Consider the following 14052-nt stretch of genomic DNA (forward strand, 5'->3'; position numbering starts at 1 on the left):
CGCCGGATCCGCCCCGGGGGCTCGGCGGCCGCACCAGCGGTCGCCGCGGCATCGCGTGCGGCCGCCTGGCTGGCGACCGGCGATGCCGGATCAATGTCGGTGATGGTGCGCCGGTGGGATGGCGGCGGGCGCCAGGCCGAGCAGGCCGTCGACGCCATACAGGCTGGCCAGTTGCGCCAGCTGCGCCGGCACGCCGCGCAGCACCAGCGCCTGGCCGCGCGCCACGGCGGCGCGATGCCATGCCAGCAGCACGGCGACGGCGGAGGAATCTACCTGCGCCAGGCCGGCGCAGTCCACTTCGACGTCGCCCTGCGCCACGCGTGCCAGCCCGTCGCGCAGCACCGCGGCGGCATTCTGGTTGGTCAGCGAGTTACCCGGCGAAAGCATGGCGTCAGTGGCCTGGATGCGGAAAGAAGATTGAGGTCTGAAACGAAGACTCCCGCGCGGAGCGGGAGCCTGTGTCGCGAACGGCCATTGTAGTGCAACTTGGGCGCGCCGTGCTGCATTGCAGCGGCGCGCCGCGGGCCTGCCCGTCAGCTCTTGGCGTTGGCGAGCTGGCGGTTGCGGTCCTGCAGCGTCTTGATCACGCCCTCGACGCCCTGCTGGCCGACGATGGTGTTGAAGCTGCCCTTGTAGGCCTCGGTCAGCCATGCGCCCAGCACGTTGATGTCATAGACCTTCCAGCCCTGCGCGGTCTTTTCCAGGCGGTAGTCCATCTGGATCGGCTCGCCCTTGTTGATGACCTGGGTGCGGATGGTGGCATCGGTATCGTCGGCGGTGCCGCGGTACGGACGGTACTGCACGGTCTGGTCGCGGATCTGCGCGATGGCGCCGGCGTAGGTGCGGATCAGCAGGGTCTTGAATTCCTCGGTGATCTGCTTCTGCTGCTCGGGCGTGGCCTTGGACCAGTTGCGGCCCATGGCGATCTGCGTGGTCTTCTGGAAGTTGGCGTTGGGGATGATCTTCTGTTCGACCAGCGCGGTGATCTTGCCGATATTGCCGGCCTGCATGTCCTTGTCGGCCTTGACAGTCGACATCACGTCATTGACCACGGCCTTGACCAGCCCGTCCGGGGTGGCCGCGTCCTGAGCCGATACCTGGGCCTGCGCGGTCCCCGCGAAGGCAACCGCCGTCAGGAGGGGGAGCAACAGTCGCTTGAGCATGTGAGTTTTCCTTCTTTATCAAAGAGGTCGTGACCCGCGCCTGCGCGTCGAAACGCGGCTGGAAAGCCACGGGTCCTTGCAGATTGGAACATAGCGGCGTCGCGCGCGTTGCCATCGAAAGCGCATCGGACGCCACCTACAAACAATTTGTTTCAGCGGTCACAGCGCATTCACAGCGCCAGTGACGCCTTCAGCGCCTTAACGGAAGCGTACACCCGGCAGGCCGCCCGGCAGCACCGGCGGCAGCGGCATGCTCTGGCCCTCGGGCTGGGTTTCGCCGGCGGCGCCGGGCTTGGGCGGCTCGGCGGCGGGGGCGGAAGCGCCATCCACTGCCGGAGCCGGAGCCGGAGCCGGAGCCGGGGCCGTTGCCGGCGCGGCACCGGTGTCGGTCGTGGCGGGCGGCGCCGCGCCGTCGGCGTCGGCGTCGTCTTCGCCACCCGGCGGATTGCCGTCGTAGATCAGGTACTGGCGCCGCTGCAGGTAGGAGTCACGCAGGAACGAGTACTTGTCCAGCGCCGCCTGCTCCAGCAGGTTGCTGGCACCAAGCAGCTGGGCGCGGCCGGCGACGATGCGCACCCCGACCAGCGAATTGCGCAGCGAAACCGGATAGAAGTACGCCGACGGATCGGCCTGGCGGTCGACCAGCATGCCGGCGGTGTCGCGGAAGGTGCTGGGCCCGAACAGCGGCAGCACCAGGTACGGACCGGCCGGCACGCCCCACACGCCCAGCGTCTGGCCGAAGTCTTCCTTGTACTTGGGCAGGCCGGCCGGGGTGGCGATATCGATCAGGCCGCCAATGCCGAGCACGGTGTTCATCGCCACGCGCATGGTGTCTTCGGCCGCGCGCGTCGGCTTGCCCTGCAGCAGGTTGTTCACCGCCGAATAGACATCGCTGACGTTGGAAAAGAAATTCTCCACCGCGCGCTGCACCGGCGTCGGCATGTAATCGGCATAGAGCTCGGCCACCGGGCGCATGATGCCCTTGTCGAAGTCCTCGTTGATCTTCGAGACTTCGCGGTTGAACGGCTCCAGCGGGTCTTTCGGGTTGGCGGTGGGGCCGGTGGCGCAACCGGCAAGCGCCGCGGCGGCGGCGGCCGTTGCCAACAGGTTGCGGATGGGGCGGGCGGCGTTCACTTGAGATCTCCAGCCGGGGCCGGCGCGCTGGCGCCGGGGGACGAGCCGCCGCCGGCATCGGCGGCCTTGTTGTACAGGAACTGCCCGATCAGGTTTTCGAGCACCACCGCCGACTGCGTCATGGTGATGCGCGCGCCGTTGGCCAGCATGGCGGTGTCGCCGCCGGCCTCGAGGCCGATGTACTGCTCGCCCAGCAGGCCCGAGGTCAGGATCTTGGCCGAGGTGTCCTTGGGGAACTGATAGCGCGTCTCCAGGCTCATCTCGACGGTGGCCTGGTAGGTCTTGTCGTCGAAGCGGATCGCGGCGACCCGGCCGACCACCACGCCCGCGCTCTTGACCGGCGCGCGCGGCTTGAGCCCGCCGATATTGTCGAAGCGGGCCTGCACGCTATAGGTGTCCTGGAAGCTGAAGGCGCTCATGTTTCCCGCCTTGAGGGCCAGGAAGAGCAAGGCGACGAATCCCGCCACCACAAACAGCCCCACCCAGAAATCGAGTGTGTTCTTTTTCATTGGAATCTCTTTCTTCAACCCCGTAGTGTCTGTCGCTGCCTTGTTATCGCGGCTTGTTATCGCGGCTTGTTGTTGATGCTTGTTATCGCTGCTTGTTATCGTACTTCCCGTATGGTTGCCGCGAGCGCCCGCCTCAGTTGCTGAACATCAGCGCCGTCAGCAGGAAATCCAGTCCCAGCACCGCCAGCGACGCGATCACCACGGTGCGGGTGGTCGCGCGCGAGACGCCTTCCGGCGTGGGCTTGGCCTCGAACCCCTGGTACAGCGCAATGAACGTCACCGCGATGCCAAAGATAAAGCTCTTGATGACGCCATTGAGCACGTCGGCGCGCACATCGACGCCGCCCTGCATCTGCGACCAGAAGGCGCCGGCGTCGACGCCGATCAGCTGCACCCCGACCACGTAGCCGCCCAGGATGCCCACCGCGCTGAAGATCGCAGCCAGCACCGGCATGGCGATCACGCCCGCCCAGAAACGCGGGGCGACCACGCGCTGCAGCGGGTTCACCGCCATCATTTCCATCGCCGTAAGCTGCTCGCCCGCCTTCATCAACCCGATCTCGGCGGTCAGCGAGGTGCCGGCGCGGCCGGCGAACAGCAGCGCGGTCACCACCGGGCCCAGCTCGCGCACCAGCGACAGCGCCACCAGCAGCCCCAGCGCCTGCTCGGAGCCGTAGCGGTTGAGCGTGTAGTAGCCCTGCAGCCCCAGCACGAAGCCGACGAACAGGCCCGACACCGCGATGATCACCAGCGACAGGTTGCCGACAAAGAAGACCTGGTCGGTCACCAGCCGGAAGCGGCGCAGCAGCGCCGGCGACAGTGCCAGCACCGTCAGGAACATGCGCGTGGCGTGGCCCAGGCCGGCAATGCTGCGTCGCACCGCCGCGCCGATGGCGCTGAAGAAGCCCGTCACCAAGCCGGTCATCGCGCCCCTCCGACGAAATCCTCGGCCAGCGACGGTCCGGCGTAATGGAACGGCACCGGGCCATCGGCCTCGGCGTGGACGAACTGGTGCACGAACGGATCGGTGGAGGCGCGCAGGGCCTCGGGCGTGCCTTCGGCGGCAATGCGCCCGTCGGCAATGAAATAGACGTAGTCGGCGATCTGGAAGGTCTCGTGCACGTCGTGCGAGACGATGATGGTGGTGGCGCCGAGCGCGTCGTTGAGGCTGCGGATCAGCCGCGCGGTCAGCCCCAGCGAGATCGGATCCAGGCCGGCGAAGGGCTCGTCATACATCAGCAGCGCCGGGTCCAGCGCGATCGCGCGCGCCAGCGCCACGCGCCGCGCCATGCCGCCGGAGATCTGCGACGGCATCAGCTCGCGCGCGCCGCGCAGGCCGACCGCGTTGAGCTTCATCAGCACCAGGTCGCGGATCATCGACTCGGGCAGGTCGGTGTGCTCGCGCAGCGGGAAGGCGACGTTGTCGAACACCGACAGGTCGGTAAACAGCGCGCCGAACTGGAACAGCATGCCCATCTGGCGGCGCACGGCGTACAGGCCGGCGGTGTCGAGCTGGTGGATGTCGGTGCCGGCGAAGCGCACCGCGCCCGCCTGCGGCCGCACCTGGCCGCCGATCAGCCGCAGCACCGTGGTCTTGCCGCAGCCCGATCCGCCCATCACCGCGATCACCTTGCCGCGCGGGAATTGCATGGTCAGGCCGGACAGGATCGGCTTGCCGTGGTCCGCGTAGGCGAAATCCACCGCAGTCAGTTCGACAAGGTTTTGAGCAGAATCGGTCACGTTGGCACCGGTCGGGACAGGGGCGCATTATAAGGTGTACTACCTAGCCCTGCTGGCACCCGTGTGTCCCGCGCCACATGAAGCGTGCCTGTGGTGCCTCAGAATTCTCCTGGCCGCCAGACAAACCGGCCGGTTTCCGCCCGAAACCGGCCGGTGTCCCGCCGCGCCGCAGTGCCGCTCAGGGCTCCTGCGCGATCGGCACGTCCTTCAGGATGACCTGCCATTGGATCGATTCCGAGCGGATCGCAGTGGCAAACGCCTCCGGCGAGTCGCGCAGCGGCGTCAGGCCGGCGGCCTGCAGGCGCGAGCGCACCTCGCGTTCCGCCATCACGCCGTCGAGCTCGCCGGCCAGCCGTGCCACGATCGCGCGCGGCGTCTTGGCCGGCGCCATCACGCCAAACCAGGCCGCCGCGGCGTAGCCGTCCTGCCCGGATTCCTGCAGCGTCGGCACCAGCGGCGCCAGCGGGGAACGCGCCACGCCGGTCACGCCAACCAGCCGCAGCCCGCCGTTCCTGACCTGGCTCTGGACCGCCGCGTACGAGCAGAAGCAGGCGCTGATGCGGCCGGCCAGCATCTCCTGCACCACCGCGGCCTCGCCCTTGCCGGTGACCAGCGGCACGCCGCCGCGCAGGCCGCGCACCGCGTATTCGGCGTACAGGTGCGAAGGGCTGCCGGGCTGGCCGTAGCCGTAGCTGTAGGAACCGGGATTAGACCTGACCGCCGTCATCCACTGCTCCGGGGTGCGCATCGGCAGCCGGGCGTCGATCACCAGGAACAGCGGCGTGGTGGCGACGCGCGCCACCGGCGTGAAATCGCGCACGACGTCGTAGGGCACCGGCTCCAGCCCCGGCTGGATCAGCATGTTGGCCTGGTGGAACAACAGCGTATGGCCGTCGGAGCTGGCCTTGGCGACGACATCGCCGGCAATGGTGCCGGCGCTGCCGGGACGGTTGTCGACCTCGACCGGCACGCCGAGCCTGGCCGACAGGCGCTCGGCCAGCATCCGCGCCACGGCGTCGGCGACGCCGCCGGCCGGGAACGGCACGATCAGGCGCATCGGCCGATCCGGGAACGACATGCTGCGCGCAAGCGGCTGGGTGCCGGCATGCGCTGGCGCGGCCGGCACGGCGAACGCCAGCGTGGCGCATCCCAGCGCGACCAGGCACAGCACGGGCGGGAGCCAGCGCCGGGCAGCGGCCGCGGGCAGGCGCGGCGCGATTTTCGCTTTACCTCGCCAAAGTCGCGACAAGTTGCGCACTTCGGACATCGTTTTCCTCCGGCCCGTCTCCTGAGGAGACGGCAAACTGGTTCTGGGGAAAAAGGATTGGCGAGGCAGTTTCCGTTATCTGTTTTTGAAAATTGTAAGGACAATGTCCGGGCCGCCACAGGCACGTAAACCATAGCCGGGAGAACCCTGAAGGCCTTGCTGCGCCTTGCCAAATGCGCCCTCGCGCCTGGCCACGCAAAGCGCGCCGCTATAATCCGCCGATGATGAAATTCACCGTTCGGCCGATGGTCTTGTCCGACCTGCCTGCCGTGCTGGCGGTGCAGGCCAGCTGCTATACCGAAGTACTGCTGGAAAGCGAGGCGGCGCTGGCCAGCCGGCTGGCGCTGGCGCCGGCCACCTGCTGGGTCGCGCACGATCCCGCGCAGCGCGGCACCCTCGCCGCCTACCTGTTCACCCACGCCTGGCCCGACGACAGCCTGCCGCCGCTGGACGGCCTGCTCGACGATAGCTGGCGCGCGCATGCCGCCCCGGACACCCTGACCTGGTTCGTGCACGACATGGCCGTGGCGCCGGCCGGCCGCGGTGCCGGGCTGGCGCCGCGCCTGTACGCGGCGGCGCAGGCGGCCGCGCACGCCCCCGGCCTGCGGCGCTCGCGGCTGATCGCGGTGCAATCGGCGGCGCCGTGGTGGCGCAGGCTCGGGTACGCCCCGGTGCCGGCGCAAATTGCCGCGCGACATGCCGGCAAACTGGCGGCATACGGTGCCAGCGCGGTGCTGATGGAGCGGACGTTGGCCGGCTGAACGCCGCAAGCGCGCAGACAAAAAGCCCGCCGGCTTGCGCCAGGCGGGCTTTTTGTTGGGATGACGAAGCCGAATCAGCGCGGCAGGTCGCTATGCCCCATCAGGAACGCATCGACCGAGCGCGCGGCCTGGCGGCCTTCGCGGATCGCCCACACCACCAGCGACTGGCCGCGGCGCACGTCGCCGGCGGCGAACACCTTGGGCACGTTGGTGTGGTAGGCGCGCTCGCCTTCGGTCGAGGCCTTGGCGTTCTTGCGCGCGTCGGTGTCGACGCCGAAGGCTTCCAGCATCGAGCCCACCGGGTTGGTAAAGCCCATCGCCAGCAGCACCAGGTCGGCCGGCAGGATGAACTCGCTGCCTTCCACCTCCTGCATGCGGCCGTCCTTCCATTCGACGCGGCAGGCCTTCAGCGCGGTGACCTTGCCGTTCTCGCCGATGAATTCCTTGGTGGCGACCGACCAGTCGCGCTCGCAGCCTTCGTCGTGCGACGACGAGGTGCGCAGCTTGATCGGCCAGTACGGCCACACCAGCGGCTTGTTCTCTTCTTCCGGCGGCTGCGGCAGCAGCTCGAACTGGGTCACCGAGGTGGCGCCGTGGCGGTTGGACGTGCCGACGCAGTCGGAGCCGGTATCGCCGCCGCCGATCACGATCACGTTCTTGCCCTCGGCGCGGATCTCGTTGGCGCCGTCGCCGGCGACTTCCTTGTTCTGCGGGATCAGGAATTCCAGCGCGAAGTGGATGCCGGCCAGGTCGCGGCCCGGCACCGGCAGGTCGCGCGGCACTTCCGAGCCGCCCGCCAGCACCACGGCGTCGAACTGTTCCATCAGGGCCTGGGCCGGGATGGTTTCGCGCGCATAGTTCTTGATGCCGGCCGGCAGTTCGCCGTCGGTCACCATCACGCCGGGGCGGAAGGTCACGCCTTCGGCCTGCATCTGCTCCATGCGGCGGTCGATCAGCGACTTCTCCATCTTGAAGTCGGGAATGCCGTAGCGCAGCAGGCCGCCGATGCGGTCATTCTTTTCGAACACGGTCACGTCATGGCCGGCGCGTGCCAGCTGCTGCGCGGCGGCCATGCCGGCGGGGCCGGAGCCGACCACGGCGACGGTCTTGCCGGTCTTGTGGCGCGGCAGCTGCGGCTTGACCCAGCCTTCTTCCCAGGCCTTGTCGATGATGGCGTGCTCGAGCGACTTGATGCCCACCGGCAGCTCGTTGATGCCCAGCGTGCAGGCGGCCTCGCACGGTGCCGGGCAGATGCGGCCGGTAAATTCCGGGAAGTTGTTGGTCTGGTGCAGCACCTCGATCGCCGACTTCCAGTCCTGGCGGTACACCAGGTCGTTGAAGTCGGGGATGATGTTGTTCACCGGGCAGCCGTTGTTGCAGAACGGGATGCCGCAGTCCATGCAGCGCGCACCCTGGAGCTTCGCTTCGCTGTCGGACAGCGCGAACACGAATTCCTTGTAGTGCTTCACGCGCTTGACTACCGGTTCGTAGCCCTCATTCTGGCGCGGAAATTCGAGAAAGCCAGTCGCCTTACCCATGTTGCGTCCTTGGTCATGCTGCGCGGGACCGGCGGCGTCGCCGGCCCTGCGGTGGGGTCAGTATCTTGTCGGGGCCGCGGCGGCTAGCCGCGGCCCTTCGCTACGTTGGTTTGCTGCGTTCGCCTGGCTCAGGCCGCGATGGCTTCGCGGTCGCTGTCGCGGGCGGCCTGTTCCTTGGCGTACATCTCGCCCAGCGCGCGCTTGTACTCGGTCGGGAAGACCTTGACGAACTTGCGGCGTGCCGTGGTCCAGTCGGCCAGCAGCGCCTTGGCGCGCTCGGAACCGGTGTAGCGGAAGTGCTGCTCGATCAGGCTGCGCAGGATGGTTTCATCCAGCACGCGCTTGCCGTCGACCTTGTGCCACGAAGCCTGCGGCTGGCCCTTCTCCTGGTCGGCCGAGGCCAGCACCGCTTCCAGCGCCACCATCGAGGTGTTGCAGCGCTTGTCGAACAGGCCGTCCTCGTCGTAGACGTAGGCCACGCCGCCCGACATGCCGGCCGCGAAGTTGCGCCCGGTGCCGCCCAGCACCACCACCGTGCCGCCGGTCATGTACTCGCAACCGTGGTCGCCGGTGCCTTCCACCACTGCCACGGCGCCCGAGTTGCGCACCGCGAAGCGCTCGCCGGCAACGCCGTTGAAGAACGCCTCGCCGGCGATGGCACCGTACAGCACGGTATTGCCGACGATGATATTGCGGGTCGGATCGCCGCGGAACTCGTGCGGGGCGCGCACGATCACGCGGCCGCCCGACAGGCCCTTGCCGACGTAGTCGTTGCCGTCGCCGACCAGGTCCAGCGTGATGCCGTGCGCCAGGAACGCGCCGAACGACTGGCCGGCGGTGCCCTGCAGCTGGATGTGGATGGTGTCGTCGGGCAGGCCTTCATGGCCGTACTGCCTGGCCACCACGCCCGACAGCATCGCGCCGACGGTACGGTTGACGTTCTTGACCGGCTGGATGAACGAGACGCGCTCGCCCTTCTCGATCGCCGGACGGGCCTTGGCGATCAGCACGTGGTCGAGCGCCTTGCCGGCCTCGGCCGACAGGCCGTGGTCCTGCACGTCGGTGTGGTACAGCGGCACGTCCGCGCCCAGCGACACCTGGTGGAAGATGCGGCTGAAGTCCAGGCCGCGCGCCTTCCAGTGCTCGATGCCGGCCCTGGTGTCGAGCAGGTCGGCGCGGCCGATCAGCTCGTCGAAGGTGCGGATGCCCAGCTGGGCCATGATCTCGCGCGCTTCCTCGGCAACGAAGAAGAAGAAGTTGACCACGTGCTCGGGCTTGCCCTGGAACTTCTTGCGCAGCTGCGGATCCTGCGTGGCCACGCCCACCGGGCAGGTGTTCAGGTGGCACTTGCGCATCATGATGCAGCCCTCGGCAACCAGTGGCGCGGTGGCGAAGCCGAACTCGTCGGCGCCCAGCAGCGCGCCGATGACGACGTCGCGGCCGGTCTTCATCTGGCCGTCGGCCTGCACGCGGATGCGGTTGCGCAGGCCGTTGAGCAGCAGCGTCTGCTGGGTTTCGGCCAGGCCCAGTTCCCACGGCGTGCCGGCGTGCTTGATCGACGACCACGGCGAGGCGCCGGTGCCGCCGTCATGGCCGGCGATCACGACGTGGTCGGCCTTGGCCTTGGACACGCCCGCGGCCACGGTGCCGACGCCCACTTCGGACACCAGCTTGACCGAGATATCCGACGACGGGTTGACGTTCTTCAGGTCGTGGATCAGCTGCGCCAGGTCCTCGATCGAGTAGATGTCGTGGTGCGGGGGCGGCGAGATCAGGCCCACGCCCGGCACCGAGTAACGCAGCTTGCCGATGTAGTCCGAGACCTTGTGGCCCGGCAGCTGGCCGCCTTCGCCCGGCTTGGCGCCCTGCGCCATCTTGATCTGGATCTGGTCGGCCGAGGCCAGGTATTCGGCGGTCACGCCGAAACGGCCCGACGCCACCTGCTTGATCTTCGAGCGCAGCGAGTCGCCGGCCTGCAGTTCCAGGTCCTTCTCGATCACGCCGTCGCCGAGCACGCCCTTGAGCGTGTCGCCCTGCTTGATGGGAATGCCGCGCAGTTCGTTGCGGTAGCGCTTCTCGTCCTCGCCGCCTTCGCCGGTGTTGGACTTGCCGCCGATGCGGTTCATCGCCAGCGCCAGCGTGGTGTGGGCCTCGGTCGAGATCGAGCCGAGCGACATCGCGCCGGTGGCGAAGCGCTTGACGATCTCCTTGGCCGGCTCGACTTCTTCCAGCGGAATCGCCTTGGCCGGATCGACCTTGAACTCGAACAGGCCGCGCAGCGTCATGTGGCGCTTGCTCTGGTCGTTGATGATGTTGGCGTATTCCTTGTACGTCTGGTAGGCGCCCTTGCCGTCGTCGGCGCGCACCGAGTGCTGCAGCTTGGCGATCGAGTCCGGGGTCCACATGTGCTCTTCGCCGCGGATACGGAAGGCGTATTCGCCGCCGGCGTCGAGCATGTTCTCCAGCACCGGGCTGTTGCCGAAGGCGTCCTTGTGCAGGCGCAGCGCTTCCTCGGCGACCTCGAAGATGCCGATGCCCTCGACGTTCGACGGCGTGCCGTGGAAGTACTTCTGCACCAGCTCGCGCGACAGGCCGATGGCCTCGAAGATCTGCGCGCCGGTGTACGACATGTAGGTCGAGATGCCCATCTTGGACATCACCTTGAACAGGCCCTTGCCGATCGCCTTGACGAAGTTCTTGACCGCCTTTTCCGGCGACAGGTCGCCCGACAGGCCGCTGGCCATGTCGGCCAGGGTTTCCATCGCCAGGTACGGGTGCACGGCTTCGGCGCCGTAGCCGGCCAGCAGCGCGAAGTGGTGCACTTCACGCGCGGTGCCGGTCTCGACTACCAGGCCGGTCGACGTGCGCAGGCCCTTCTCCACCAGGTGGTGGTGGATCGCGGAGGTGGCCAGCAGCGCCGGGATGGCGACATGGTCGGCATCGACCGGGCGGTCGGTCACGATCAGGATGTTGTAGCCCGAACGCACCGCATCCACGGCTTCGGCGCACAGCGAGGCCAGGCGCGCTTCGATGCCCTCCTTGCCCCACGCGGTCGGGTAGCAGATGTTCAGTTCGTACGAACGGAACTTGCCGCCGGTGTAGTGCTCGATGTTGCGGATCTTGGCGATGTCCTTGAAGTCCAGCACCGGCTGGGACACTTCGAGGCGCATCGGCGGGTTGATGTTGTTCAGCTCGAGCAGGTTCGGCTTCGGGCCGATGAACGACACCAGCGACATCACCATGTTCTCGCGGATCGGGTCGATCGGCGGGTTGGTGACCTGGGCGAACAGCTGCTTGAAGTAGTGGTACAGCGTCTTGTTCTTCGACGACAGCACCGCCAGCGGCGAGTCGTTGCCCATCGAGCCGGTGGCTTCCTCGCCGGCCAGCGCCATGGGAGCCATCAGGAACTTGACGTCTTCCTGGGTGTAGCCGAAGGCCTGCTGGCGGTCCAGCAGCTTGGCCACCGGCTTCTTCTCGGCGGCGACGTCTTCCGGCTTGGCATCGATCTCGTCCAGCTTGATGCGCACGGCGTCGATCCAGCTCTTGTACGGCTTGGCGTTGGCCAGGTTGTCCTTGAGCTCCTTGTCGTCGATGATGCGGCCCTGCTCCATGTCGATCAGGAACATCTTGCCCGGCTGCAGGCGCCACTTCTGCACGATGCGCGACTCGGGGAACGGCAGCACGCCGGCTTCCGAGGCCAGCACCACGACGTCGTCCTCGGTCACGTAGAAACGTGCCGGGCGCAGGCCGTTGCGGTCCAGCGTGGCGCCGATCTGGCGGCCATCGGTGAAGCAGATTGCGGCCGGGCCGTCCCACGGCTCCATCATGGCGGCGTGGTATTCGTAGAAGGCGCGACGGTTATCGTCCATCAGCGTGTGCTGTTCCCACGCTTCCGGGATCATCATCATCATCGCGTGGACCAGCGGGTAGCCGGCCATCGTCAGCAGTTCGAGGCAATTGTCGAACGATGCCGTATCGGACTGGCCCGGGTAGATCAGCGGCCACAGCTTGGGCAGGTCGTCGCCCAGCACCGGCGACGAGATCGCGCCGGTACGCGCGTTGATCCAGTTGACGTTGCCCTTGACCGTGTTGATTTCGCCGTTGTGGGCGACCATGCGGTACGGGTGGGCCAGTTCCCAGGCCGGGAAGGTGTTGGTCGAGAAGCGCTGGTGCACCAGGGCCAGCGCCGACACGGCGCGCGGGTCCTGCAGGTCCAGGTAATACTCGCCGACCTGGTTGGCCAGCAGCAGACCCTTGTACACCACGGTACGGGCCGACATCGACGGCACGAAGTATTCCTTGCCGTGCTTGAGCTTGAGCGCCTGGATGGCGTGGCTGGCGGTCTTGCGGATGACGTAGAGCTTACGTTCCAGCGCGTCCGTGGTCATGATGTCGCGGCCGCGACCGATGAAGATCTGGCGGATCACCGGCTCGGTCTTGCGCACCGTGGGCGACATCGGCATGGCGGCGTCGACCGGCACGTCGCGCCAGCCCAGCACGACCTGGCCTTCCAGGCGGACCGTGCGCTCCAGTTCCTGCTCGCAGGCCAGGCGCGAAGCGTGTTCCTTCGGCAGGAAGATCATGCCCACGCCGTACTCGCCGGCGGGCGGCAGGCTCACGCCCTGCGCCGCCATTTCCTCGCGGTAGAACTGGTCGGGGATCTGGATCAGGATGCCGGCACCGTCGCCCATCAGCGGGTCGGCGCCGACGGCGCCGCGGTGGTCCAGGTTCTCCAGGATCTTCAGGCCCTGGGAAATGATCTCGTGCGACTTCTTGCCCTTGATATGCGCGACCATGCCGACGCCGCAGGCGTCATGCTCGTTGCTCGGGTCGTACATGCCTTGCGCCTGCGGACGCAGGTCGATGGCGGAGGAAGACTCGCTGATTTGCTCGCTGGTCTGCGCTTGGGCCGAAAGGTTCTTCATTTGGTCCACGGGCTGAATTCCGGTGAAGGCTGCGCGAACTGCTGGACTACCGGAACGGGGACCGCGCGCTTTCTTTAAATCCACCCAAACCGGTGGACCGGCGGGAAGGGAAATGGGGACGAAGCTGTCAGCGGGCCGCAGCGGCGTACACGAGCGTGACGCGCCGCACAATGACTGTGGGTGGAGCAACTATATGGGAATCGCCTGCGGCTCGCAAAAAAATTAAATGGGGTCGGAATACATTAAATAACGCACCGTTTCGGTGAATCGATTAAATGGGGACACATTATTTTTATGACGTTTTTGCCGCATTTTCTGGTGGCGATTGCACCTTTTTGGGGCGTCCCTTCGGCAAGGGCTGAACGCGTCTTGAGCCATGTCTCTCCAGCTGCGCCAGGAATGCCTCGTCTCCTAGGGGCCAGCCGCTATGCGCATGGGCGCGCAACACCTCCAGGGTCTTGCCGGACAGGCCTTCGGCGCTGAGCATCCGGTAATTCGATTGCCGCTCGAACGGGGTATTGCCCAGTTCCCAGTAAGCGGCGTGGTCGCTGACAAAGGGACTGGCCTCGATGCCGGCGTGGTGGCGGTAACTGCTCCAGCGGTCGGCCTCAGGGGTGCTGACCTCCCCCGCGCGCACCGCATTGCCCTCGACGTAGAGCATTGCCGGCAGCATCCATTGCGCCGGATCGAACACGGCGGAGCGGAAGCGCCCCTCCCACAAGGTGCCGGTGCGGCCCGCGACCCGATTGAAGTAGCGCGCGTAGCGGCGCCCGACCGCCTGCATGGTCAGGCTAAGCGCGTCCTCACTTTTCGGCGTTGCCACCAGGTGTACATGGTTGGGCCGCAGCGCATAGGCGTGGACGGCGAGGTCGTGCTCGCGCGCGGCCATGCGGAGGCAATCGAGGTAATGCAGGTAGTCATCGGGGCGCAGGAAGACGGGCTGGCGGTTGTTGCCGCGCTGCAACACCAGCGCGGGCAGTCCGGTGGGGGAAAAACGGGGAAGGCGGGCCATGAC

Annotated in this window: 11 protein-coding genes; 1 reads left to right on the forward strand and 10 read right to left on the reverse strand. The window is 67.3% G+C overall.

Features of this window, described 5'->3' with window-relative positions; all coding sequences use genetic code 11:
- Positions 1–90: 90 nt before the first annotated feature.
- The 7 genes from A2G96_RS20950 to A2G96_RS20980 all read right to left on the reverse strand — a co-directional run bounded on the left by A2G96_RS20950 (position 91) and on the right by A2G96_RS20980 (position 5813).
- A complete protein-coding gene (locus A2G96_RS20950; RefSeq protein ID WP_062801933.1) occupies positions 91–387 on the reverse strand; it encodes an STAS domain-containing protein in 297 nt (98 codons plus the stop codon).
- A 146-nt stretch (positions 388–533) separates the two neighbouring features.
- On the reverse strand, positions 534–1163 hold the full coding sequence (locus tag A2G96_RS20955; protein ID WP_012354098.1) for an MlaC/ttg2D family ABC transporter substrate-binding protein: 630 nt from the start codon (positions 1161–1163) through the stop codon (positions 534–536).
- 198 nt (positions 1164–1361) lie between these two features.
- Positions 1362–2297 carry an MlaA family lipoprotein gene (locus tag A2G96_RS20960; RefSeq protein WP_062801934.1) on the reverse strand — a complete coding sequence of 312 codons (936 nt, stop codon included), beginning with the start codon at positions 2295–2297 and terminating at the stop codon, positions 1362–1364.
- On the reverse strand, positions 2294–2806 hold the full coding sequence (gene mlaD, locus A2G96_RS20965; protein ID WP_062801935.1) for an outer membrane lipid asymmetry maintenance protein MlaD: 513 nt from the start codon (positions 2804–2806) through the stop codon (positions 2294–2296). Before mlaD ends, A2G96_RS20960 begins: the two co-directional genes overlap by 4 nt.
- A 133-nt stretch (positions 2807–2939) precedes the next feature.
- A complete protein-coding gene (gene mlaE, locus A2G96_RS20970; RefSeq protein WP_062802259.1) occupies positions 2940–3719 on the reverse strand; it encodes a lipid asymmetry maintenance ABC transporter permease subunit MlaE in 780 nt (259 codons plus the stop codon).
- An 8-nt stretch (positions 3720–3727) separates the two neighbouring features.
- Positions 3728–4546: an ABC transporter ATP-binding protein gene (locus tag A2G96_RS20975; protein WP_062801936.1), complete on the reverse strand. Its 819-nt coding sequence runs from the start codon at positions 4544–4546 to the stop codon at positions 3728–3730.
- Between the two features lie 178 nt (positions 4547–4724).
- Positions 4725–5813 (reverse strand): Bug family tripartite tricarboxylate transporter substrate binding protein, encoded by a 1089-nt coding sequence (locus A2G96_RS20980; protein WP_062801937.1) that lies wholly within the window; start codon positions 5811–5813, stop codon positions 4725–4727.
- Positions 5814–6034: 221 nt separating this feature from the next.
- Here A2G96_RS20980 and A2G96_RS20985 point away from each other — a divergent pair, with 221 nt between their 5' ends.
- Complete coding sequence (locus tag A2G96_RS20985) at positions 6035–6574, forward strand: GNAT family N-acetyltransferase (protein ID WP_062801938.1); 540 nt, start codon at positions 6035–6037, stop codon at positions 6572–6574.
- Positions 6575–6648: 74 nt separating this feature from the next.
- On the opposite strand, the gene A2G96_RS20990 is transcribed toward A2G96_RS20985, so the two are convergent.
- The 3 genes from A2G96_RS20990 to A2G96_RS21000 all read right to left on the reverse strand — a co-directional run bounded on the left by A2G96_RS20990 (position 6649) and on the right by A2G96_RS21000 (position 14049).
- Positions 6649–8112, reverse strand: coding sequence for a glutamate synthase subunit beta (locus A2G96_RS20990; RefSeq protein WP_062801939.1), 1464 nt, complete (start codon positions 8110–8112; stop codon positions 6649–6651).
- A gap of 128 nt (positions 8113–8240) precedes the next feature.
- On the reverse strand, positions 8241–13037 hold the full coding sequence (locus tag A2G96_RS20995) for a glutamate synthase-related protein (RefSeq protein WP_417926417.1): 4797 nt from the start codon (positions 13035–13037) through the stop codon (positions 8241–8243).
- Between the two features lie 292 nt (positions 13038–13329).
- Positions 13330–14049, reverse strand: a complete 720-nt coding sequence (locus tag A2G96_RS21000) for a transposase (protein WP_062801941.1) — start codon at positions 14047–14049, stop codon at positions 13330–13332.
- Positions 14050–14052 lie beyond the last annotated feature (3 nt).

It is taken from the genome of Cupriavidus nantongensis (genome assembly GCF_001598055.1).
GTDB classification, from domain to species: domain Bacteria; phylum Pseudomonadota; class Gammaproteobacteria; order Burkholderiales; family Burkholderiaceae; genus Cupriavidus; species Cupriavidus nantongensis.